The organism is Paraliobacillus sp. X-1268, from assembly GCF_003426095.1.
GTDB lineage: Bacteria > Bacillota > Bacilli > Bacillales > Amphibacillaceae > Paraliobacillus_A > Paraliobacillus_A zengyii.
This window is the reverse complement of sequence record NZ_QJSK01000001.1, coordinates 557,539-581,707: the sequence shown is the minus strand read 5'-3', so window position 1 is coordinate 581,707 and position 24,169 is coordinate 557,539. Positions and strand designations below refer to the sequence as shown.

Annotated in this window: 25 protein-coding genes and 1 other annotated feature; of the genes, 24 read left to right on the top strand and 1 reads right to left on the bottom strand. The window is 35.6% G+C overall.

What is annotated here, in order from left to right:
* Positions 1 to 112 precede the first annotated feature (112 nt).
* The 20 genes from D2K62_RS02975 to D2K62_RS19020 all read left to right on the top strand — a co-directional run bounded on the left by D2K62_RS02975 (position 113) and on the right by D2K62_RS19020 (position 18,434).
* Positions 113 to 901, top strand: a complete 789-nt coding sequence (locus D2K62_RS02975) for a cell division protein FtsQ/DivIB (protein ID WP_112180759.1) — start codon at positions 113 to 115, stop codon at positions 899 to 901.
* Complete coding sequence (locus tag D2K62_RS02970) at positions 885 to 1,577, top strand: DUF881 domain-containing protein (protein ID WP_232824018.1); 693 nt, start codon at positions 885 to 887, stop codon at positions 1,575 to 1,577. The genes D2K62_RS02975 and D2K62_RS02970 overlap by 17 nt, the downstream gene beginning before the upstream one ends.
* Positions 1,578 to 1,591: 14 nt before the next feature.
* Entirely contained in the window at positions 1,592 to 2,311 is a 720-nt protein-coding gene (locus D2K62_RS02965) for a DUF881 domain-containing protein (RefSeq protein ID WP_157967837.1), read from the top strand.
* On the top strand, positions 2,311 to 2,661 hold the full coding sequence (locus tag D2K62_RS02960; protein ID WP_117160883.1) for a small basic family protein: 351 nt from the start codon (positions 2,311 to 2,313) through the stop codon (positions 2,659 to 2,661). The genes D2K62_RS02965 and D2K62_RS02960 overlap by 1 nt, the downstream gene beginning before the upstream one ends.
* 215 nt (positions 2,662 to 2,876) lie before the next feature.
* A complete protein-coding gene (ftsA, locus tag D2K62_RS02955; protein ID WP_112180762.1) occupies positions 2,877 to 4,163 on the top strand; it encodes a cell division protein FtsA in 1,287 nt (428 codons plus the stop codon).
* Positions 4,164 to 4,242: 79 nt separating this feature from the next.
* On the top strand, positions 4,243 to 5,391 hold the full coding sequence (ftsZ, locus tag D2K62_RS02950) for a cell division protein FtsZ (RefSeq protein WP_112180763.1): 1,149 nt from the start codon (positions 4,243 to 4,245) through the stop codon (positions 5,389 to 5,391).
* A gap of 413 nt (positions 5,392 to 5,804) precedes the next feature.
* Positions 5,805 to 6,725, top strand: coding sequence for a sigma-E processing peptidase SpoIIGA (spoIIGA, locus tag D2K62_RS02945; RefSeq protein WP_117160882.1), 921 nt, complete (start codon positions 5,805 to 5,807; stop codon positions 6,723 to 6,725).
* A 21-nt stretch (positions 6,726 to 6,746) separates the two neighbouring features.
* The gene (gene sigE / locus D2K62_RS02940; RefSeq protein WP_112180765.1) at positions 6,747 to 7,466 is read left to right on the top strand and encodes an RNA polymerase sporulation sigma factor SigE; all 720 of its coding nucleotides are present in this window, start codon (positions 6,747 to 6,749) and stop codon (positions 7,464 to 7,466) included.
* Between the two features lie 120 nt (positions 7,467 to 7,586).
* On the top strand, positions 7,587 to 8,369 hold the full coding sequence (sigG, locus tag D2K62_RS02935; protein WP_112180766.1) for an RNA polymerase sporulation sigma factor SigG: 783 nt from the start codon (positions 7,587 to 7,589) through the stop codon (positions 8,367 to 8,369).
* A 147-nt stretch (positions 8,370 to 8,516) separates the two neighbouring features.
* On the top strand, positions 8,517 to 8,822 hold the full coding sequence (locus D2K62_RS02930; RefSeq protein WP_232824020.1) for a YlmC/YmxH family sporulation protein: 306 nt from the start codon (positions 8,517 to 8,519) through the stop codon (positions 8,820 to 8,822).
* A 111-nt stretch (positions 8,823 to 8,933) separates the two neighbouring features.
* Complete coding sequence (pgeF, locus tag D2K62_RS02925; RefSeq protein WP_157967836.1) at positions 8,934 to 9,749, top strand: peptidoglycan editing factor PgeF; 816 nt, start codon at positions 8,934 to 8,936, stop codon at positions 9,747 to 9,749.
* Positions 9,750 to 9,793: 44 nt separating this feature from the next.
* On the top strand, positions 9,794 to 10,483 hold the full coding sequence (locus D2K62_RS02920) for a YggS family pyridoxal phosphate-dependent enzyme (protein ID WP_112180768.1): 690 nt from the start codon (positions 9,794 to 9,796) through the stop codon (positions 10,481 to 10,483).
* 5 nt (positions 10,484 to 10,488) lie between these two features.
* A complete protein-coding gene (locus D2K62_RS02915) occupies positions 10,489 to 10,920 on the top strand; it encodes a cell division protein SepF (RefSeq protein WP_112180769.1) in 432 nt (143 codons plus the stop codon).
* A 6-nt stretch (positions 10,921 to 10,926) separates the two neighbouring features.
* Positions 10,927 to 11,193 (top strand): YggT family protein, encoded by a 267-nt coding sequence (locus D2K62_RS02910; protein WP_112180770.1) that lies wholly within the window; start codon positions 10,927 to 10,929, stop codon positions 11,191 to 11,193.
* Between the two features lie 29 nt (positions 11,194 to 11,222).
* Positions 11,223 to 11,996: a YlmH family RNA-binding protein gene (locus D2K62_RS02905; protein WP_117160880.1), complete on the top strand. Its 774-nt coding sequence runs from the start codon at positions 11,223 to 11,225 to the stop codon at positions 11,994 to 11,996.
* A gap of 79 nt (positions 11,997 to 12,075) precedes the next feature.
* Positions 12,076 to 12,591, top strand: coding sequence for a DivIVA domain-containing protein (locus D2K62_RS02900; protein ID WP_112180772.1), 516 nt, complete (start codon positions 12,076 to 12,078; stop codon positions 12,589 to 12,591).
* An 82-nt stretch (positions 12,592 to 12,673) separates the two neighbouring features.
* Positions 12,674 to 12,901 (top strand) — a binding site (T-box leader).
* 73 nt (positions 12,902 to 12,974) lie between these two features.
* Positions 12,975 to 15,728 (top strand): isoleucine--tRNA ligase, encoded by a 2,754-nt coding sequence (gene ileS, locus D2K62_RS02895; protein ID WP_112180773.1) that lies wholly within the window; start codon positions 12,975 to 12,977, stop codon positions 15,726 to 15,728.
* A 207-nt stretch (positions 15,729 to 15,935) separates the two neighbouring features.
* On the top strand, positions 15,936 to 16,313 hold the full coding sequence (locus D2K62_RS02890) for a YuzC family spore coat inner layer protein (protein ID WP_112180774.1): 378 nt from the start codon (positions 15,936 to 15,938) through the stop codon (positions 16,311 to 16,313).
* Positions 16,314 to 17,148: 835 nt separating this feature from the next.
* Positions 17,149 to 18,009 (top strand): group II intron reverse transcriptase/maturase, encoded by an 861-nt coding sequence (gene ltrA, locus D2K62_RS02885; protein WP_232824021.1) that lies wholly within the window; start codon positions 17,149 to 17,151, stop codon positions 18,007 to 18,009.
* A gap of 53 nt (positions 18,010 to 18,062) precedes the next feature.
* Complete coding sequence (locus tag D2K62_RS19020) at positions 18,063 to 18,434, top strand: group II intron maturase-specific domain-containing protein (protein ID WP_232824023.1); 372 nt, start codon at positions 18,063 to 18,065, stop codon at positions 18,432 to 18,434.
* Between the two features lie 652 nt (positions 18,435 to 19,086).
* On the opposite strand, the gene D2K62_RS02880 is transcribed toward D2K62_RS19020, so the two are convergent.
* On the bottom strand, positions 19,087 to 20,331 hold the full coding sequence (locus D2K62_RS02880) for an MFS transporter (RefSeq protein WP_117148765.1): 1,245 nt from the start codon (positions 20,329 to 20,331) through the stop codon (positions 19,087 to 19,089).
* A gap of 209 nt (positions 20,332 to 20,540) precedes the next feature.
* On the opposite strand from D2K62_RS02880, the gene lspA reads away from it, so the two are divergent.
* The 4 genes from lspA to D2K62_RS02860 all read left to right on the top strand — a co-directional run bounded on the left by lspA (position 20,541) and on the right by D2K62_RS02860 (position 24,148).
* Positions 20,541 to 21,008, top strand: coding sequence for a signal peptidase II (gene lspA / locus D2K62_RS02875; RefSeq protein ID WP_112180776.1), 468 nt, complete (start codon positions 20,541 to 20,543; stop codon positions 21,006 to 21,008).
* A complete protein-coding gene (locus D2K62_RS02870) occupies positions 21,005 to 21,919 on the top strand; it encodes an RluA family pseudouridine synthase (RefSeq protein WP_112180777.1) in 915 nt (304 codons plus the stop codon). The genes lspA and D2K62_RS02870 overlap by 4 nt, the downstream gene beginning before the upstream one ends.
* A gap of 173 nt (positions 21,920 to 22,092) precedes the next feature.
* Positions 22,093 to 22,638 (top strand): bifunctional pyr operon transcriptional regulator/uracil phosphoribosyltransferase PyrR, encoded by a 546-nt coding sequence (gene pyrR, locus D2K62_RS02865; RefSeq protein WP_112182697.1) that lies wholly within the window; start codon positions 22,093 to 22,095, stop codon positions 22,636 to 22,638.
* Between the two features lie 133 nt (positions 22,639 to 22,771).
* Positions 22,772 to 24,148: a solute carrier family 23 protein gene (locus D2K62_RS02860; RefSeq protein ID WP_112180778.1), complete on the top strand. Its 1,377-nt coding sequence runs from the start codon at positions 22,772 to 22,774 to the stop codon at positions 24,146 to 24,148.
* Positions 24,149 to 24,169: the final 21 nt, after the last annotated feature.

Genomic DNA, 24,169 nt, shown 5'->3' with positions numbered 1-24,169 from the left:
TTTAACTGATAAAATATGATATACTTTTAGAGTGACGAACTATTCAAATATAGTTCTACTATTTTGTTTGTATAAGCTTGTTATTTTGTTTCAATAAAGGAAGAATGAGGAGATGGAAGAAAAAAAGGTTATATCCATAGAAGATCGTATTCCAAAGCTAAAGGAAGCAAGAAAAAAGAAAACAAATAGGCGTTTAGTATTCTATTTATCATTATTTTTTATCTTGATTTCGATAGTTGTATATTTACAATCTCCTCTTAGTTATATACAGCATATTGTAGTGAATGGAAATGAATATGTTGCAGAGGATGTAATAGTTGAATTAAGTGAATTATCAACCGACAATAATTTATGGAGTGTTAGCTTGGATGACACTGCTGCAATAATTAAAGAACATCCAGAATTAAAAGATGTACAAGTCCAAAGAGAATTACCAAATTCGATTGTAATAACTGTAGAGGAATTAAAGAAGGTTGCTTACATAAAAATGGAAGATAGTTACAGGCCATTATTAGAGAACGGGGAAGTTATTGAATCTATTGACGCATCAAAATGGCAAGGTGATGCACCACTACTAATCGATTTTACAAAGGAAACTTATATTAAAGAAATTGCAGAAGAGTTACAGCAATTACCAGTTACAGTCGCTGATTTAATATCGGAGATCTATTGGAAGCCAACAGAGGCAAATCCATATAAAGTTTTATTATTCATGGATGATGGTTATCAAGTAGAATCTTCTATTAGGAATTTTGCTACCTACTTACAAACTTATCCTTCTATCGTTAGTCAGCTAGAAGAAAAAGCTGGAATCATTCGTATTGGTGAAGGCGGAGCTGTATTCGATCCTTATAATGAAACTGATGAAGAAGAGGAGGCGGAAAATGAAACTGAGGGGTAAACATGTAGTACTCTCGTTTGTATTATTCATTTTTGGTTTTCTTGTCGCCTTTAGTTATCAAAATACGAAAGAGCAAGCAGAAGTGATTCAATTATCCCAGCAAGAGTGGGAAAAAGATTTTTATTACAGACAGCAATTACTTCAATTTGAAGAACAAAGTCTTGAATTACAAGAAAAGGTAGATGATTACCGACAAGAAATAAGTACACTGGAGGAATCGTTAGGTGAACAAGAAACAGCGATAGGTGAATATGTTGAAACGAAGCGTAAACTCCAAATTTTAACGGGAGAATTACCTATTACTGGTCCTGGTATTCGCGTAACTTTGTCTGATGCGAATTATATACCAACTGCTGAGAATGCAAATCAATATATTGTTCACGACCGTCATGTTCAATTAGTAATAAATGAATTATATAGTGCGGGGGCAAAAGCAATTGCAATAAATGGTCAACGCATTTATAAAGATAGTTACGTTACGTGTATTGGTCCAGTAATATCTGTTGATGGAAAACAGTATCCGGCACCATTCTCTATTGAAGCGATAGGTGAACAGGAGACTTTAGAAGTAAGTTTAGAACTGAAAAACGGTGTAATTGATATGTTAGTAAATGATAATGTAGAAGTTGAGGTTGGAACTACCGACCAGATTGCTATGGATGCAAGAGTTAATTAAGAAAGGTGATCGGTTTGTCAACTAAAAGTAAAATCATTTTGGCTCTAATATTTTCCTGTATTGGATTTATGATTGCAATCCAATTCCAATCCATACAAGAACCAAAGGAACGGGACACAAGAGATATGTGGGAAATCCGTACCCAATTACAAGCTGAACAAGAGACACAACAAGAACTCTATCAACAATTAGATGAATTAGAAACAACATTACAAGAGTATAAAGATAATGCAGAACAAGACCAGATTAACACCTTAATGGAATCGGTTGAAGTACTGAAAATGGAAGCTGGATTAACCGATAAAACAGGCAGAGGCATTACCATAACAATTAATCCAGTTTTTGAAGAGTCAAATGAAGAACAAGTTTATCCAAGTGTTACACCGGAATTGCTAAATCGACTTATTAATGAGTTGAACAATTATGGTGCTACAGACATCGCAATTGGAAATGAGAGATATATTGGCGTTACACCAATTCGAAATGTAAATGGTGAGACTTATGTTAATAATCGTGCCTTACCAGATATTCCATTTGTCATTAAAGTTTTATCAAATGAACCGGAACGATTACTAGATTATATGGAAGTTAGCCAATCAAAAGATGACTTTTCCATCGAGAATATGGAATTTGATATCAACGTTGAAGATACGGTAACTTTACCTTCCTATGATGGAAACATCGATTTAGAAATAGTAGAATTAGATGAAACTAACGAAGCAGGTGAAGAATAATGTGGTTACCAGCATTGTTCTTAGTCGTCGGTATCGCATTAGGTTTTTTATCAGATATTACGATTCCAGAACAATATACGTTGTATCTATCGATTGCGGTTTTAGCAGCGCTTGATACGCTCTTGGGTGGTATACGTGCTTATTTAGACAAGAAATTTGATCAAATGATTTTCATTTCAGGATTTTTCTTTAATATTGGTTTAGCGGTTGTACTAGCATTTTTAGGTGTGCAATTGGGTATTGACCTTTATTTAGCTGCAATATTTGCATTTGGTGTAAGACTGTTTCAAAACATAGCGATTATTCGACGACATCTATTTAAAAATAGAAAAAAACAAGAAAATATATAAAAAAAGTTATTTTAAACAGAAAATAGTCGTAATATGTTGCATAATGTACTAAAGTAGAGATATAAAGATATTGTTAAAAGAATGACTATAAAAATGGTATACTGAATGAGAGATAGTATTTTGTGAAATTATTTTAAGATATCGATTGTAATTTTAATGATTATTCGTTAATATTTGTACTATTCAGATGCCTTAGATTGGGAGGTGCCTTACTTTTGAACAACAATGAAATTTTAGTCAGCCTGGATATAGGTACATCAAAAATAAAAGTAATTATCGGTGAAGTATTAAGTGATTCGTTAAACATTATTGGGGTAGGGACAGCAAAATCGAATGGAATGAAAAAAGGAGCAATCGTAGATATTGATCAAACGGTGCAATCTATTCGTGCTGCCGTAGAACAAGCGGAGAGAATGGTAGATTTAAAAATTGATCGTGTGATTGTTGGTGTGAATGGTAATCATGTTCAGTTACAACCGTGTCATGGTGTTGTTGCTGTTGCAAGTGATAATCGTGAAATAGGTAATGAAGATGTAACAAGAGTTATCGATGCGGCACAAGTTATATCGATACCTCCTGAACGTGAAATTATTGATGTTATCCCTAAACAATTTATTGTAGACGGATTAGATGAGATTACGGATCCAAGAGGAATGATTGGTGTACGCCTTGAAATGGAAGGTACAATTATTACTTGTTCTAGAACGATGTTACATAATATTTTGAAATGTGTAGAACGCGCTAACTTAGATGTTATAGATATCTGTTTACAACCACTTGCTACGGGTTCGATAGCTTTATCAAAAGATGAAATAAATTTAGGCGTCGCGTTAATTGATGTAGGTGGAGGTAGTACAACTGTTTCAGTTTTTGAAGATGATCACCTAGTTTCCACAAGTGTAGTCGCATTAGGTGGAGACAATATTACAAAAGACATCTCCATCGGGTTACGCACTACATCAGAAGATGCAGAAGAAATTAAAATTAATCATGGCCACGCTTTTTATGAAGATGCTCGTGAAGAGGAAACATTTGAAGCAGCAATTATAGGAAGTGACCAAAAACAGACATTTAATCAATTAGAAATATCTGATATGATTGAAGCTAGATTAGAAGAAATTTACACTTTTGCAGCACGTGAAATTAAAAAAATGGGTTATTCAGAAGTTCCAGGTGGCTTCGTTCTTACTGGTGGTTGTATTAAAATGCCTGGAGCAATTGAACTTGCACAAGATTTATTTCATGCCAATGTACGAATGGCCATTCCTGATTATATTGGAGTGCGAGAGCCACAGTTCACGTCTGGTGTTGGTATCTTGAAATTCGCATATCGTAATGCGAAGATTCAGGGTAAAGAACTATCAGCTGCAGTAACTTTAGCTGACCAGTCTATGGAAAAGCCTAAGAAACAAAAACGAACACCAAATACAAATGAGAAATCAAGTTCAAATAAGAAAAAGGAATCAAGTATTGCTAACTTATTCAAATACTTTTTTGATTAGAATAGTTTCTGAAAGAATTCTTATAGTAGGAAGCTAACTTCATTGAATCTTGTAAACTTGCAAATTAGGAGGAACGAACATGTTAGAGTTTGATACAGAAATGGATCAGCTAGCAACGATTAAAGTAATCGGTGTTGGTGGTGGTGGAAGCAATGCTGTGAACCGTATGATTGAACACGGTGTACAGGGTGTTGAATTCATTGCTGTTAACACTGATGCGCAAGCTTTAAATTTATCAAAAGCAGAAGTTAAAATACAAATTGGTACAAAATTGACGAGAGGATTAGGTGCAGGTGCTAATCCAGAAGTTGGTCGAAAAGCTGCTGAAGAAAGTAAAGAGCAATTAGAAGAAGTTCTTGCAGGAGCAGATATGATCTTTGTAACAGCTGGTATGGGTGGCGGAACTGGTACTGGTGCTGCACCTGTTATAGCACAAGTTGCAAAAGAATTAGGCGCGTTAACTGTAGGAGTTGTAACACGACCATTTACGTTTGAAGGAAGAAAACGTTCTACACAGGCAGCAAGTGGAACAGATGGTCTAAAAGCTAGTGTAGATACTTTAATTGTCATTCCAAATGATCGTTTATTAGAAATTGTTGATAAGAACACACCTATGTTAGAAGCGTTCCGTGAAGCAGATAATGTTTTACGACAAGGTGTACAAGGTATTTCTGACTTAATCGCTGTACCTGGATTAATTAACGTCGATTTTGCCGATGTAAAAACAATAATGTCTGATAAAGGTTCTGCGTTAATGGGTATTGGTATTGCCACTGGAGAAAATAGAGCAGTAGAAGCAGCGAAGAAGGCAATCTCTTCACCTTTATTGGAAACTTCAATTGACGGTGCTCATGGTGTTTTAATGAATATTACGGGTGGTAATAATTTAAGCTTGTATGAAGTGCAAGAAGCGGCAGATATTGTTACATCTGCTGCAGATCAAGAGGTAAATGTTATATTTGGTTCTGTTATCAATGAGGAATTAAAAGATGAAATAGTGGTAACAGTTATTGCAACTGGATTTGATGAATCGCAGTTGAATACGCCCAAAACCAAGCAACAACGTCCAAGCGCTGCACAACAATCACCTAAAGCGCCAGCACAATCGGATGATAAACCACGACGTGAAGAAAGTAATCGTGAAGCGTCTCCACAGCAAAATACACGTCAAGAAGAAGATACACTAGATGTACCTACATTTTTACGTAACAGAAACCGAAGACGATAAATTAAAAATAAGTTATCAAAAGGACAAGTGGCTATTGCGCATTTGTCCTTTTTTTTTGAACATTTTTAAATAATGTTATATAACTTTTAAACCTCGAAAGTGTCGAAAATTCCGAAGTGGTTAAAAAGTTTCGTTGTATTCTTTATAAATGCTATTTTATTCGAAGAGTTGGTTAGGAAATAGCACATCAAATTATTTGGTTTTTACAAAAAATAGAATTATATAGTTAATTGCATGTGATTTAAATAGAGAAGAATATCCTAGGATATTCTTCTCTATTTTTAATGCGACAATTTACTATCGAAACTCTAAAAATTAGCGGTAATTCCCTTACAACATATGACAGACTTTTAGAGATAGCTTCGGTATACTTGCAACAAATTAGTAAGCAATTAGTAGAGAGGAAGTAAAATGTGACCATCTATGTTGATGCAGTATTTTTATTGAATTTTTTAATTGATTGGATGATTCTATTATTAACCCAACAGATGTCTAAAATGGCAACAGGTAAATTCTCACTTCTTATTGCTGCTGTAATCGCGGCATTATTAGTTCCTATAACCATCTTCTATCCAAATTCAATTATACTGCATCCCATTGGAAAATTAGTGTATTCTGTTCTAATCGTATTCGCAGGCTTTGGATTTCATAACATGCGACGATTCACCAAATTACTAGTTACATTTTATTTTATTTCTATTGCATTGGGAGGTGGATTAACAGGATTACATTTTTTTATTAAGAGCCCTATGTATTATTCAGAACACGGGTTTTTAACTTGGAGTAGTGGTTATGGTGATCCGATTAGTTGGTTGTTTGTTGTGATAGGATTTCCAATTGTTTGGATCTTTACAAAAAAAACAATGGACAAGCACGCACTACTTAAATTCCGTCAAGATCAGTATATGCAGGTCACGATTGTTTTAAAGGAAAAGGAAGTATCTACAATCGGATATGTTGATAGTGGCAATCATCTAGTCGATCCAATAAGTCAAAAACCTGTTATTATATGTGATTACAAAATTATTAATCAATTATTTCAGGAAGAAGAAGTAGCGCAATTAAAAGAGGCGCAAGAAACGTGTGATTTTGACTGTATTCCGGATCATCTAATGACACAGGTTCAATTTGTACCGTATCAAGGCGTTTCAGGTGATCAACGGTTTCTTGTAGTCGTAAAACCGAAATTTATAACGATAGAATATGGTAATCAATTAATAAAAGTATCTAAGGTACTTATTGGCATTCAATTTGGCAAACTTACAGCAGATGAAAGTTATCATTGCTTGTTACAACCAGGATTGTTTAATGAAATTGCTACGAACTCAGCATGAACATGAAGGGGAGATATATATATGAAAAGATGGTTAATTCGATTTAAATTAGGCTGGTATAAAATTCGTTTGAAATTAGGTTTTAAACCAAAGGAGATTTATTACATAGGAGGGAGCGAACCCTTACCACCGCCTCTATCAAAAGAAGAAGAACAAGTTTTATTGCAAAAATTGCCTAGTGGAGACAAGTCAGCAAGAGCTGTTTTAATTGAACGAAATCTGCGTCTTGTTGTCTATATCGCAAGGAAATTTGAGAATACGGGAATAAACATTGAGGATCTGATTAGTATTGGCACAATTGGCTTAATCAAAGCGGTTAATACATTTAATATTGAGAAGAAGATTAAATTAGCTACCTACGCCTCCCGTTGTATTGAAAATGAAGTTTTAATGTATTTACGGAAAAATAACAAACTTAAATCCGAAGTTTCATTTGATGAACCGTTAAACATTGATTGGGATGGAAATGAATTACTGCTTTCTGATATTTTAGGAACAGATGAGAATATTACAATTAAAGACGTAGAAGCAGATGTTGACAAATCCTTATTAAGAAATGCTTTGGAACAGTTAAATGAAAGAGAGAAACAAATTATGGAATTAAGGTTTGGATTAATTGGTGATGAAGAAAAAACACAGAAGGATGTTGCAGATATGTTAGGTATCTCACAATCCTATATTTCACGTTTAGAGAAAAAAATTATCCGACGTTTACAAAAAGAATTTAATAAGATGGTATAGCAAGTAATGACTTGTTTTCCGGAAAATTGAGAGCCTGTACGGGATAATTTTCCTGCATAAAAGATCCTCCTCGTGGTGATACTGTTCCATGAGTAACATCTCCAAATGGGAGGGTGGAAAATGGCAAGACATAAAGTAGAAATATGTGGTGTAGATACTTCTAAGTTACCAGTACTTAAGAATGACGAAATGAGAAAACTGTTTAAGCAACTACAAGAAGACAACGACCTTTTTGCCAGAGAAACACTTGTAAATGGAAATTTACGATTGGTGTTAAGCATTATTCAGCGATTCCAGAATCGTGGAGAATATGGTGATGATTTATTTCAAGTTGGTTGTATTGGTTTGATGAAATCCATTGACAATTTTGACTTAGGGCAGAATGTAAAATTTTCAACTTATGCTGTACCTATGATTATTGGAGAAATACGCCGTTATTTACGTGATAATAATCCAATTCGAGTTTCACGTTCTCTCCGCGATACAGCTTATAAAGCGCTACAAGTGAGAGAAAAGTTAATGAGTAAGACATTAAGAGATCCGACAGCCATGGAAATTGCAGAAGAAATGGGTGTATCTCATGGGGATATCGTTTTCGCTATGGATGCGATCCAAGACCCAGTGTCATTATTTGAACCTATTTATAATGATGGGGGCGATCCAATATTTGTAATGGATCAAATAAGTGACGATAAAGATAAGGAATCAAATTGGCTTGATCAAATATCTTTAAAAGAAGGTATGCATCGTTTAAATGAAAGAGAAAAGATGATTTTGACAAAACGATTTTTTCAAGGGAAAACACAAATGGAAGTTGCAGATGAAATTGGAATCTCACAAGCACAAGTTTCCCGTTTAGAAAAAGCAGCAATTCAAGAAATGAATAAAGAAATGTTTGAATAAACACGTTATGCATGCATCCCATTGCAATCATCAGTAAGACTCTTGGTTCAACTATTAATCAGTTTGAAAGGAAAACCCCAACTGATTGAAGTTTGACTTTATATGAACCCGACTATACGTTATTGTATAGTCGGGTTTTTTGTTTTGATGAATAATACGAAAATATTAGGTTTATGTGCATATAGTAGTAAAAAGGAAGGTGATTATATTATGGTAACATTGACAAATATGCAGGTGAAAGAAATTATATTCGTTGAAACAGGAGAAAAGATTGGGAACATAATTGACTTGGAGATAGATGTTGACAAAGGTATTATAACGCATGTTGTAATTGCGATGAAAAATAAAATGATGGGCCTATTTGGAAAACAAGAAGAAGTAATTATTCCATGGGACCATATTGTCACTGTTGGTTCAGATGTGATATTAATAAAAGAAACTGATTTGAAGTAAATAAGGTAGAAATAAATAAAGTTCAGATAAAAATCTAATTCTTCTGCGATTGAGAGGAGAATTTAGTCAGGTTATATGATAAAATAGTGAAAAATGCAAGGAGAGATCAAATTGGAACCTTTTAAACAAAAAAATGAATCCATTATGGAGCTCTCATATGGACAAGGTAACAATCCAAAGCTAATTGCAGGAATCACAACGCGCTTTGGAGGGGAAAGTACTGCACCATTTGATTCTTTAAATATGGGATTTCATGTTCCAGACGATCCGAAGCGTGTGCTCGATAATCGAAAGAAAGTTGCTGAACTGTTAGCATTTCCTTTACATAATTGGATTATAGGAGAACAAACGCATCAAACAAATATTCATGTTGTAAAGCAGGATGATCCAAACATTGGATCAGGTGCTTTAACGAATAAGGATGCACTGAAGGATATAGATGGTCTCATTACGAATCAACAGAATGTGTTATTAACGGCAATGTATGCAGACTGTGTTCCATTATACTACTTTGATCCTACTACAGACTGGATTGGTATTGCACATGCTGGATGGCGCGGTACTGTAAATCAAATGGCTAAGCATATGGTAGATAAATTAACGGACCACGGGGCTAATATCGCTACGTTGCAAGTGACAATAGGACCATCTATTTCTGTATCAAATTATCAAGTAGATGAAAAGGTTTATCAACTTATTCCTAATAAATGGAGAGAAGAAGTTACGCAGAAATTTGATGCGACACATTATTTGTTTGACCTACATAAATTGCATCAATTAATATTGATTGATAGTGGGGTAAAACCAAATAACATTTTTATAACGAATTATTGTACTTATCAAGATGACGCTTTTTATTCCCATCGAAAAGAAGAGGGGAAAACAGGAAGAATGCTAGGCTACATAGGTTTAAAGACAGCTAGATAAGTTGATACCAAATGCTGATTCGTAGTAAGAAAGGATAGAGAAATATGAATGTAGAACAAAACTTAAAGACAATTGAAACGAATATAATAGAAGCGTGCACACGGGCAAATCGTAATCCTGAAGAAATTACAATCATTGGCGTGACGAAATATGTTACAATAGAACGTACAGAAGAAGCGTTCCAAGCTGGTGTTGTTGATCTAGCAGAGAATCGACTAGAAGGTCTGTCTGAGAAACAAGCATTTCTCTCTCAAGAGCAAATAAATTGGCATTTTATTGGGACACTTCAATCACGTAAAGTAAAGAGTGTTATTGGCTCAATAAATTACTTGCATTCACTTGATCGTTTGTCTTTAGCAAAAGAAATTAATAAACGTTCGGATGATGTTTTGTCCTGTTTTGTACAGGTTAATGTTAGTGGAGAAGAATCCAAGCAAGGTTTAGATAGTAAAGAAGTGATGGATTTTATTACCGCTTTAGAAGAGTATCCTGCTGTTAAAGTAATTGGGCTAATGACAATGGCTCCTCATATAAAAGATGAACAAGAACTTCGCAGTACTTTTCGATCTTTAAGAGAGTTACGAGATGCTATTAAACAAAAACAGTTGGCCCACGCACCATGTAAATACCTATCCATGGGCATGAGTAATGACTATCAAATTGCTATTGAAGAAGGGGCTACACATATTCGAATTGGTTCTAATTTGGTAGGGACAACAACTGAAACGAGGTGAGCAAAATGAGCATGAAAAATAAATTTAAAACATTATTTTCAGTCGAAGATGACTATGAATATGTTGATGAGGAAGAAGTGAATTCAGAGGAACCTTCTACTAGAAGCGAAAAACGTACTGGGCAAAATGTTGTGAGCTTAAAATCTGTTCAAGCATCTGCAAAGGTGGTTCTATCTGAGCCACGTTCTTATGATGAAACACAAGAGATAGCTGATCATATTGTTAATCGTCGGTCTGTTGTAATCAATTTACAACAAGTTGATTTTCAACAAGCAAAACGAATTGTTGATTTCTTAAGTGGTACTGTTTATGCTGTTTCAGGTGAAATACAAAAACTTGGACCGCACACCTTTTTATGTACACCGGATAATGTTGATGTTTCAGGAAGTATTACACAAATGATTGAAGAAGAGGAAGAATTTGAGCAGAGGTGGTAAGTGGTCATGTATATGCTTTATGAAATAATTACAGGTGCAATTGAACTGTATAGTTATGTGTTAATTATCTATATTTTAATGTCTTGGTTTCCAGGAGCAAGAGAATCATCGTTTGGAAATATCATATCTAGATTAAGTGAACCATATTTGGAACCATTTCGTAAAATCATCCCACCATTGGGAATGATCGATATTTCACCAATAGTAGCTATATTTGTACTTAGGTATTTAATACCAAGTGGAATTAACGTATTGTTTGGTTGGTTTATTTAATTGTTTTAATGGAGTGAAGAGAAGATACAATGGAAATATATCAACATTTTAGAAAAGAAGAGCAGCCATTTATCGATCAAGTCCTTTCTTGGAAAGAACAAGTGGAAAAGCAATACCAACAAAAATGTAGTGACTTTTTAGATCCACGCGAGCAAAAGATCTTTCAAAGTTTAATTGGAAATGACGATCAATTTACGCTTTCCTTTTTTGGTGGTACAGAAGAAACAGAAAGAAAACAAGCTATTTTAGCCCCTTATTACCAGTCAATTGAGCAGACGGATTTCCCGATTACTTTATTGCATGCTGTTTATCCAACGAAGTATATCACAATTGAGCATCGTGACGTACTAGGGGCATTTCTATCATTAGGTGTTCAACGAAAAAAATTAGGGGATATTGTCGTAGATGACGGCACTATTCAACTGTTGGTTTCATCTGATATTGCTCCTTTTATCTCGTTTAACTTAACATCTGTTAAGAAAGCGACGATTGAATGGGTAGAGAAACCTTTAGAAGAAGTTATTCTATCACGTGAAACATGGCAGTCGCATATGACGTTTGTAAGTTCTTTACGGCTGGATATTATGATGAAAGAAATATACGGTATATCAAGGCAAACTGCAGTACAAGCAATTCAAAAGAAGCTTGTAAAAGTGAACTTCAGAATTGTCGAAGATATTGCTTTTGTAGTAGAAGAAGGGGATGTATTTTCTTTGCGAGGTAAAGGAAGAAGCAGATTGAAGGAAATACTCGGTACTTCTAAAAAAAATAAAACGCAAATAAATTACGATATCCTAAAATAATTAAAATTTTAGCAGGAATTGTACTAATTTTGTCGAATTATATAAAGAAGCTATAAAACTTCACAAGGAGGTGGCCGATGTGCCATTGACACCATTGGATATTCATAATAAAGAATTTTCTCGAGGATTTAGAGGTTACGATGAGGATGACGTAAACGAATTTTTAGACCAGATTATTAAAGATTATGAGTTGGTAATAAGGGATAAAAAGGAATTGAAGAATCAAGTAGAAGACATGAAAGATAGACTTGGTCATTTCTCTAATATTGAAGAGACATTAAATAAATCAATTCTAATTGCACAAGAGACTGCAGAAGAAGTAAAAGGAAACGCGAATAAAGAATCAAAACTCATTATTAAAGAAGCAGAAAAAAATGCAGATCGTATTATTAATGAAGCACTTCAAAAATCAAGAAGTATAGCAATTGAAGTAGAAGAATTAAAGAAACAAGCAAAAGTATTCCGTACACGCTTGAAGATGTTAGTAGAAGCTCAACTTGAATTAGTTGAAAATGACGATTGGGATGGTTTATTCCAAACACGTATGGATGAAGAGTATGAAAATGATGAAGAAGTAGAAACAAATCGTTACTAAAACTTGACGTTTTTATCGTTAATACATATAATGGATTAACTTAAAGCTATTATAATTTATAAGATTTAATTTTCTATAACAAAGAAAAGCAATGCAAGGGAAAGTAGAATAGATTTAGACTGTTAATAAGCGAGTTAGGGTTGGTGTAAGCCTGACACAGTATCTATTTTAAAATCACCCTTAAGCTTCCTACTTGAAAGGTTTCGAGTAAAGTAGGACGTGTCCATCACGTTACGATGCTAAGCGGATAAAAATCTTAAGAACGTTTTTATCTAGTAAGGGTGGTACCGCGAGTCTTCTCGTCCCTTTAGGGATCTTGAGGGCTTTTTTTGTTGAAAAAAATAAGTAAAAGTAATGTTACGATCATTCAAGGAGGAAGAAAAATGGATTATAAAGACACGCTATTAATGCCAAAAACAGAATTCCCAATGCGCGGTAATTTGCCTAATAAAGAACCGAAAATGCAAGAAAAATGGGATGAGGACAACATGTATCAACAAGTACAAGCGCGTACAGAAGGTAGACCGCTATTTGTTTTACATGATGGCCCTCCGTACGCAAATGGTGATTTGCATATGGGTCATGCCTTAAATAAAGTACTTAAAGATTTTATTGTTAAATACAAATCAATGTCAGGATTCCATGCGCCATATGTTCCAGGATGGGATACACATGGACTGCCAATTGAGCAAGCATTGGCTAAAAAGAAAGTTAATCGTAAGAAGATGTCAATTGCTGAATTTAGACAAAAGTGTGCTGAATATGCGCTAAAACAAGTGGACAATCAACGTATTCAATTCAAACAACTTGGTGTACGGGGAGATTGGGATAACCCATATATTACATTAGAAAAAGAATATGAAGCTGCACAAATCCAAGTATTTGGTGACATGGCGAAAAAGGGATACATTTATAAAGGGTTAAAACCTGTTTACTGGTCACCATCGTCTGAATCTGCATTAGCTGAAGCAGAAATTGAATACCAGGATAAACGTTCAGCATCAATCTACGTGACTTTTGATGTAAAAATTCCAGGTGACTTGCTCCAAGGAGATGAGAAGTTCATTATTTGGACAACAACACCTTGGACAATTCCTGCAAACTTAGCAATCGCACTGCATCCTGATTTAACATACGCAGTAGTAAAAGTAAATGATGCGAAGTATATTGTTGCAGAAGAAATGATCGAGCAAGTGAAAGAAACACTAGAATGGGAAAAAACAGAGGTTGTCCAAACATTTAAAGGGCAAGAAGCAGATCATCTAGTTGCAAAACACCCTTTCTATGACCGTGATTCATTAGTTATTTTAGGTGATCACGTTACGACTGAAAGTGGTACTGGACTTGTTCACACAGCGCCAGGACACGGTGAAGATGACTTTATCATTGGTAAGAAGAATGGCTTAGAAGTTCTTTGTCCTGTTGATGAAAAGGGTGTGTTTACTGACGAGGCACCTGGATTTGAAGGATTATTTTACGATGCTGCAAATAAAGAAATTACTGAGAAGCTTGAGGAAGTTGGGGCACTACTAAAACTTACTTTCATTACACACTCGTATCCACATGACTGGCGTACGAAGAAACCGACCATTTTCCGTGCAACAAATCAGTGGTTTGCATCAATTAAAGATTTCCGGGAAGATATTCTTGCTGAAATCAACAGAGTTAACTGGGTACCAAAATGGGGCGAAACGCGTCTTTATAATATGGTGCGTGATCGAGAAGATTGGTGTATTTCACGTCAACGTGCATGGGGAGTTCCTATTCCTGTATTCTACGGGGAAGATCGTCTACCAATTATTACGGATGAAACGATTCAACATGTTTCTAACTTATTCCGTGAACATGGTTCAAATATTTGGTTTGAATGGGATACGAAAGATTTATTACCAGAAGGATTTACTTCAGTTCAGAGTCCAGGAAATACATTTACAAAAGAAATGGACATCATGGATGTATGGTTTGATTCAGGTTCATCTCATCAAGGTGTTCTAAATGAACGTCCTGAATTACAACGTCCAGCTGATGTATATTTAGAAGGTTCTGATCAATATCGTGGATGGTTTAATTCCTCAATTTCTACAGCAGTGGCTGTAACTGGTAAAGCGCCATTTAATACAATCATTAGTCATGGTTTTGCTTTAGACGGTAAAGGAAGAAAAATGAGTAAATCGGTAGGTAATGTGGTTGTTCCATCAAAAATCATGAAACAATATGGTGCTGATATTTTACGTTTGTGGGTTGCATCAGTCGATTATCAAGCAGACGTTCGTATTTCGGATGAAATTATTAAGCAAGCATCAGAAGGTTATCGTAAAATCCGTAATACATTCCGCTTCATGCTTGGAAATATCGCTGATTTTGATCCGGCTATTCATACGATCAAAGATAAGGATTTGCAAGAAGTAGATCAATATATGCAAGTTCGTTTACAGAGCTTAATTAAAAAAGTAACAAAATCATATGAGGAATATGATTTCTCAAGTGTTAATCAAGCAATTCACAATTTCTGTTCGATTGAATTAAGTGCATTTTATTTAGATTTTGGAAAAGATGTACTATATATCGAAGCTGAAGATAGTTCAAGACGTCGAAGTATTCAAACAGTTTATTATGAGATCGTTACTAGCTTAGTTAAACTATTAGCACCGATTCTTTCGCACACAGCAGAAGAAGTTTGGGAACACATTCCACACGTACAAGAGAAAAGTGTTCAATTAACAGATATGCCTGTTGCCAGAGAAATTGCTAATCAAGAGCAAATTCAAGCAAAATGGGATCATTTCATGACAATTCGTGATGATGTTCTAAAAGCATTAGAAGAAGCACGAGCTGAGAAAGTAATTGGTAAATCTTTAGAAGCAAAACTGCAAATTGTTGCAAAAGATGCTGATACAAAAGAATTGCTTACAAGTATGGAGGATATCCATCAATTGTTTATTGTCTCCGAAGTTGAAGTAGTAGCAGAATTAACGGATGTTAAAGAATTTGAACAAGTTTTTGTTAAAGTTGAAAAACATTGCGCTGAGCGTTGTGAACGTTGTTGGGTAGCTTCCGAAACAGTTGGAGAAGATCCAGCACATCCAGCACTATGTACAAGATGTGCAGCGATTGTTACAGAACATTATCCCGCATAATACAGATTTAAATAAAAACCATCAAATTGCACGTTGATTTGATGGTTTTTTTATAATTATTAATCTTTTGCATGCTAACTGGTAATAAGAAGCGTCAGAATTTATAGACACTATTAGTACACACGTCAACTTATTCTCTTTTCACTAACATATTTTATTTGAATATATTATTTCAGAACTGTTTTTCAGAAAAGGGGGTAGTGGTTTATGTATTATGTTTATCAGCCCGGTTACTATTATTATCCTGATTATATGTTCGATAGGCCGTATGATCAAAGTATAAGGCAGCAGTTTCCTCCAATTAATCCGAACTTATTGTATCAATCAGCAAATGAAACTAGAAGACTCATGAAAGATGCTAATATGGTTCTTGATAAGCTGTCAAATTCAAAGGAATTTAACACCGAACTTATGTATGCTGCACAATCTTCAAATAAAAAAGAGGTTAATCGCTTAATTAATTCATTGGGTTTAGCATCTGATGTAACAATAGATTTTAATCCAGATGGATTACATCTGGAATTTAAATCACAAGTGGAATCAAAAGAGTGTTGTCACCTAAAGATTGCGCTCCGTTGGCGTTAAAAGGGATCTTATGTGCTAAAAGCAAATAAATAAATCAACTTACTCATTTGAAAAATGGGAGCTATTCATTGGTTGGTTGCGTTTGAACTATATTTATTCTATTACATGTCCATATTAAAAAAGGCCTACTAGCTAAAAGATTAATACCTATGACGGAATTAACATACATTGCGAGGTAACTTACCTTAAGTCACAATGTTGATTAACTGCGACATAACAGAATTCCCTGACCTGCTTCTCAAGTGAAATTGACTCCCTTTCCGCAGGCACGGCTTCAGCTAACTCGGAAACAAAGTACGTTTCCGAGTGGATCGTGCGCCCGGCATGGGTTATAACTAGCTGGTGAAAGTCCACTACAGGTTTGGCAGTAGGAACTGTTAGCGAATGGCAAGGGTGTCTATCGTGAGGTAGAATCTGAAGGAAGCCGGACGCAAAATCCCGAACTGACGAACAGAAACTGTATATAAGGCTGAATCGGAACGGACGAGTTTGCGATCCCTTACAAAGTCCAATACTGCCCAAATTCCGTACAGTAAATACAGCAGTTACATGGGAGGAAAGTTATAACTCTTACCCGGGGAGGTCTCACGAAGGTCTAATAAGACAATTGTATTAGTGATAATACGATGAATTGTGAGAAGTCAGCAGACGCCATAGTAGTTTCTCAATGAAACGAAGGGCAGAACAACCTTAAATCTTGGAAAACAGGGAGGTGTAGACATCGCCGCCTAAGCACAGAAAACAGTGTGGTAAAGACCGAATAGATGGCTACCTATGAGTAAATACGTTGGAAACGGAAGGATTCATAGGAGTGTGCAGGCATGTCGCATAAGAAATGAAAGAACAAGATAGTATCAACTTAATCGAAAAAGTGATAAAAACGGATAACCTCTGGAAAGCACATGATAAAGTGAAAAGCAATAAAGGTGCCCCAGGAATAGATGGGATCACAATAGATGAATTGGAAGATCACATGAAGGGATACTTTGATCACCTACAAAGGAAATTAAGGGATGGAACTTACGCCCCCCAACCGGTTAAAAGAGTAGCTATTCCAAAGGCAGATGGTTCCAAAAGATATCTAGGGATTCCATGTGCACTTGATAGAGTAGTTCAACAAGCGATCTTACAAGTCATAGATCCCATCATTGACCCGTATTTTTCTAAATATAGTTACGGCTTCCGGAAAGGGAAAGATGCTCATCAAGCTATTCAAAAAGCGCAAACCTATTATGAAGAAGGTTACCGAACAATTGTAGACTGTGATCTAAAAAGTTATTTTGATACCATTCATCACCAACGATTGCAATCCTACTTGGAATACTTCATCAAAGATAAGATCGTCTTGAAATTGATCTGGAAGTTCCTATGCTCCGGCATTATAGATAGGAACATCTTTATCGAAACCAACGAAGGAGCACCGCAAGGTGGCCCACTATCACCAATTTTAGCGAATGTCTATCTCAATCAATTAGATCGCGAACTGGAGAAACGAGGACATCGATTCATTCGATATGCCGATGATTTCATTATCTTTGTGAAGAGTCCACGAGCTGGAGAGAGAGTGATGATAAATATCACCGCATTTTTGGAGGGGAAACTTCAATTAACGATTAATCAGAAGAAAAGTCACGTAACTTCAGCGACAAAAGCGACCTTTCTGGGTTTCCAACTACTAGACTACATGGGAAAGTAGGGTGCCGGCCAAGTCGGTCGGCGAAGCAGAAGTTCAGAGAGAAACTTAGAACAATGACAAGTCTCAAAAGACCAGGAAAATTCGAAGAAATTGTTGCAGAGATTAATCAAACGATAGTTGGTTGGATTAACTACTTCGGAATAGGTTATATGAAGGCATTTATAAAAGAAACCCAACAGTGGTTAAACCGTCGATTAAGACAATTGATATGGAAAAGATGGAAGAAAACAAAGACGAAGTACAAAAGACTTCGGAAATATGGGATATCACATGTGGATGCGATCAAACTCGCTAGCTCAAGGAAAGGGTATTGGCGATTAGCATTCAACCATATTATCCATCAAGCCATCTCCATAGAACGTTTAGGGAAATGGGGTCTAAAGGATATGAATATCCTTTACCATATAAGATACTTAAAAGGTTGAACCGCCGTATACGGATCCGTACGTACGGTGGTGTGAGAGGTCGGGGCTGTGAAGCCCCTCCTACTCGATTTCAGCCCGTGCTGTTCCTGCAGGAGTGTCGCCAATTTAACTTGATCCGCTAATATCCAGCTTTCCATCACTAACAGAGAGTAAAAGTCTACAAATAAAAATGAAAGGATTTAAACCATATTTTATTAGTTAGAAATTATTACGTAGATTATCATTTTCATCTAGTTTAATCGATCTTTTCTATCTATAAGGATGTAAATAGACATCAGCGAAGGAAGCAAATGGATGACACTCCTGTGGGAACAGCACAAGTTGAAGATCCACTCGGAAAGCGACTTTTGCTTATCCGAGTTAGCTGAGACTGTGCCCACGGAAAGGGAATCCATATGCTGACGAAGCGGGTAAGGGGATCTTCTCTTATGTCGCTGTTTCTCTCAAATTAATCAGATAAAAAGGTAGATGATTTCAGGCGAAGAGTGAAGTCAATTTTTACTCTGGATTGTAAAAATTTCTAGTAATTGTAAAACTTAAATGCCTTTTATACACTATAAAAGTTGAGTAAATAAAGTAAAACAACAATTAATTTAGCAAGTAAATCAAAAGCCCACTTGGAAGTAAATCCAAGTGGGCTTTTATATACATATTAATCGATCAATTGTGCATCGCGTCTGTTTTTTAAGTCGACCATAATATGTTTCATTAGCATAAAGCTCAAAAATCCACAAAAAAGAATAAGTGTAGACATAATTTCACTAGAGAATATGCCACCTAAGGTAACAAAAAATGAACTAATCATCATCGATCCATTAAAGACTAATCCATAGACAGCCATGTAAGAACTCCTCTTATCATCTGTCGGAATACTAGCTAAGAAATCCGATTGTATAGGTACACGCATCAATTCTCCGATTGTTGCAAGAACCATAAAGGCAAACAATAGCCAAATATTATTGAAATAACTGATACCTACATAGCCTAATGTGAATATGCCAATTGACCAAAGGAAAATGGGGCCTTCTTTTTGTTTTACTACCCATCTTGTTACAAATACAGTTAAGAAAACAACAAGTATTGTATTTTCAGATTTAAGAAACCCGACCATTTCTACCCCTGAAAAAGGAAATCCTAAAATGGTTTGGAGTGGCATCTCATTGTTTAACCGAATTGCAATATAGTTTTCCATTTGATTTTCCATAGATTGCAATAATAGCCCGGCAAATACAAATAGTAAGAATAACTTATCTCCAGCGACATCTTTATAACTGGTGAACATACTTTTTAACACATTGGTTTCAATTGGTTTTTCTTTTTTCTCCATTGTTTCTGAGATGAAAAAGATAACTAAAACATTAGCTGCTATACTTGTGATTACCATAATGACTAATAATTCGAATAGATAATGATTAAATGTTAAGGCACCGACAATACCACCAACAGCAAAAGCAAGATTGAAACTCCAATAAATAAGTGCATATACACCTTTTCTTTCGGAAGGTTTTGTAATATCAATAATCATTGCGTCAGCTGCAGGACCATCTAAACCAAATGATGCGGTAATAAGTACTGCCATTAAAAATGTTAATTCAGGTGAAGTTAGTAATGGTGAATTTGCAACAGCCATGACGATAAAAGCAATCATTCTTATCAGGCCAGCTATAACCATTAATTTTTTTCTGCCCATGATATCGGCATAATAGCCCCCATATAATCCAACAATAAGTCCAACGACTACATTAATAATGAGTAAAAGTCCAGTAATAGCTGAACCAAAGTATGTAGCAAAATAAATTGCGATAAATGGAAATATTGCACCAGCTACCATATCTGATAAAAATATTTGTCCAATACGGATTTTAATATTGCGGTGATAATTTCGAAATTGACCCATCTCTTTCTCTCCTTTGATGCTTAAAAACTTTTGTATGTCGTATTAAAATCATAGCTCTCTTATCATAATGTATATGGGATCAATTTACCACCGACTTAAGACGGATGTAAGCCACGTCTTAAATAGTAGAATAAGTTTTTCGCTTTTGTCGTAATTTATGGTAAAATGCTAGAGAAGGAAGAAGAGAGTTTGAACGGGGGAGAGATTGAATGCGTTATTATTTGCTCGCATTTGTCATTATTATTATTGATCAATTAACAAAGTTTTGGGTTGTAGCAAATATGGAACTTCGGGAAAGTATTACAGTTATAGAAAATATCTTTTACATTACATCTCACCGAAATACAGGTGCTGCGTGGGGAATCTTAGCTGGTAAAATGACATTCTTTTATATTATAACTGCAGTTGTTATTGTTCTGATTTGTTATTACATACAAAAATTTGCTAAAGATAGTTTATTAACAGGTCTTGCATTAGGATTAATCTTAGGAGGAGCTGTTGGTAATTTTATTGATCGGATAGTACGCAAAGAAGTTGTTGATTTTTTTGATGTCTATATTGGTAGTTACAATTATCCGATTTTTAATATAGCAGATTCAGCTTTAGTTGTCGGCGTTATTCTGGTTTTAATTGCAACCATACTCGATGAAAGAAAACAAAGGAGAAAAAAGGCATGACAGAGAATAAATTGATCGTATCTTCAGAACAAGATGGGGAGCGAATTGATAAAGTATTAACCGAAATTATTAAAGAAGCATCACGTTCGCAAGTTCAAGCGTGGATTAAAGAAGGCTACGTACTTGTAGATGATGCTACTGTAAAGAGTAATTATAAGTGTGAAGAAGGCACTACCATAACATGGCAGGTACCAGAACCAGAAACAATTGATCTTATTGCTGAGGATATTCCATTAGATATTATCTATGAAGATAAAGACTTACTCGTTGTTAATAAGGCAAGAGGGATGGTCGTGCATCCATCAGCAGGTCATAGAGGTGGAACGCTAGTAAATGCATTATTATATCACTGTGATGATTTATCTGGGATAAATGATGTTATTCGTCCAGGTATTGTACATCGAATTGATCGTGACACAAGTGGCCTATTAATGGTTGCTAAAAATGATCAAGCTCATCGTGCATTAGCTGAACAACTGGAAGCTAAAACGGTCAAACGGTCTTATGAAGCGATTGTTCATGGTGCAGTTCCACACGAATACGGTACGATTGATGCACCACTAGGACGTGATCCAAAAGATAGACAAAAGATTGCTGTCGTCTCAGGTGGCAAAGCAGCCGTTACCCACTTTGAAGTGATCGAGCGTATTGGTGATAAGTTTACACATGTAAAATGTGTGTTAGAAACAGGTAGAACACATCAAATTCGTGTTCATATGAAATACATTGGCTTCCCGTTAGTAGGTGATCCAAAGTATGGTCCACGCAAAATTATTGCGATGGGTGGACAAGCTCTTCACGCAAAAGAATTAGGTTTTGAACATCCACGTACTAAAGAATGGATGCACTTTGAAGTTGAACCACCAAAAGATTTTCAAGAAGGTTTAAAAAAGATCAAAGAAATTCGTTGACAGAGTGGTTTTTTTTTGGAATAATAGAGAGTAATAAAATGACCTTTAAATACAGTCCCGTGAGGCTGAAAAGGATTCGGCAAATAGAAGTGTAAGTCTGTCTAAATCCATTTTCTTCCACGCGGAGAAAATGGATTTTTTCGGTCATTTATCATTAAATGGGGGTGAGTGCAATAAAACAAAAAGCAGTAGTCTTGGATCAGTCAGCAATAAATCGCGCACTTACTAGAATTGCCCATGAAATTTTGGAAAGAAACAAGGGTGTCGATAATTTAATGCTTGTCGGGATTAAAACCAGAGGTGGTCCATTAGCTGATCGATTGCGGGCAAAGATTGCTGAAATTGAAGGGATCGAGATACCGATTGGTGAGATTGATATTACGCTTTATCGAGATGATCTAAGTCATGTTTCTGCTAATGAAGAACCGATAATTCATGATACTGATTTTCAAACCCAAATAACAGATAAAAAGCTAATCGTAGTTGATGATGTATTATATACAGGTAGAACTGTGCGGGCGGCAATGGATGCGATAATGGATCAAGGTCGACCATCCCAAATTCAATTGGCAGTTTTAATTGATCGTGGTCACCGAGAATTGCCAATCAGAGCTGATTATATTGGGAAGAACATTCCAACATCACAAGATGAAGTGATTGTAGTTGCATTAGATGAAACAGATAAAGAAGAAAAGGTTAGTATATACGAAAGTGAATAATGGAAACCTTTAAGTAAGTCCTGTGAGACTTGCAAGGTTGTTAAGGGATACGTGTACGCACGTCTACCTCTTTGCGACTTTGCAAAGAGGTTTTTTTTATGGAGAAAGAGAGATTAGAGGGGGAAGTCAGCAAATGACAAATTCAAAAATGGTAATGGACGTAAGAGATGTACCACAAAAATCAAAATGGTTAATGTTAAGTTTACAGCACTTATTCGCAATGTTTGGTTCTACAATTTTAGTACCTTTTCTAACCGGATTACCACCAGCAGTTGCACTTATATCAAGTGGATCAGGTACACTTGCTTACTTATTAATAACAAGAGGTAAAATTCCAGCATATCTAGGTTCCAGTTTCGCTTTTATCGCTCCAATTGGTGCTGCGATAAGTGAAAGTGGTGTTCCAGGGGCCATGGTTGGTAGTTTCTTTGCAGGTTTGGTTTACGGTATACTCGCACTTTTGATTGGTGCATTTGGATTAGACTGGTTAATGAAAATATTACCACCAATTGTCGTAGGTCCAGTTATTATCGTAATTGGTTTAGGTTTAGCACCTACAGCAGTAGATATGGCAATGAATGTTGATGGAAGTTATAGTGAAAAACACTTTCTTGTTGCAGTTGTAACATTAGCAATAACAATTATTGGCTCTTTATTTTTCAAAGGGTTCTTTGGACTTATTCCGATACTGATTGGTATCGTATCTGGTTACGTTTTCGCCTTAACACAAGGAATCGTTGATACATCTGCATTAAGTGCCTCATGGTCAGCTATTGTTAGTGCTGGCTCAATCGGAGGATTCTTATCAGCAGTTTTCGTTCTACCGGAGTTTGTTATACCATTTAAAGATTACAATCCGATAGATGTATTTAGCTGGAGTATATTTTGGATCATGGTCCCTGTATCAGTCGTTACGATTGCAGAACATATTGGTGACCAAATGGTTTTATCGAAAGTTGTTGGACGTAATTTCATTAAAGAGCCTGGATTACATCGTTCGATTCTAGGCGATGGTGTTGCAACATTAATCGCTTCTGTTTTAGGCGGACCACCAAACACAACATATGGTGAAAATATTGGTGTCTTAGCTATTACGCGTGTGTTTAGCGTCTTCGTTATCGGTGGTGCAGCAGTTCTAGCAGTTACATTCGGTTTTGTCGGTATCGTCTCAGATCTAATAAGCTCGATACCAACAGCTGTAATGGGCGGTGTTTCGATTCTATTGTTCGGTATTATTGCAGCAAGTGGTTTACGAATGTTAGTTGATAATCAAGTTGATTTAGGAAATAACCGAAACTTAATCGTAGCATCAGTCATTTTAGTAATTGGAATTGGAGGAGCGTTAGTACGTTTCAATGTTTTTGGACAAAGTATTGAGATTCAAGGCATGGCATTAGCTGCCATTACCGGAGTTATTCTTAATCTAGTATTACCAGGCAAAGAGTCAGGCTTTGGTAATGGAAATATGTTCAAAACGGAAGAACAAATAGAAGCAGAAAATACAAAATAGCATGAGAAGGACTGTCTAACT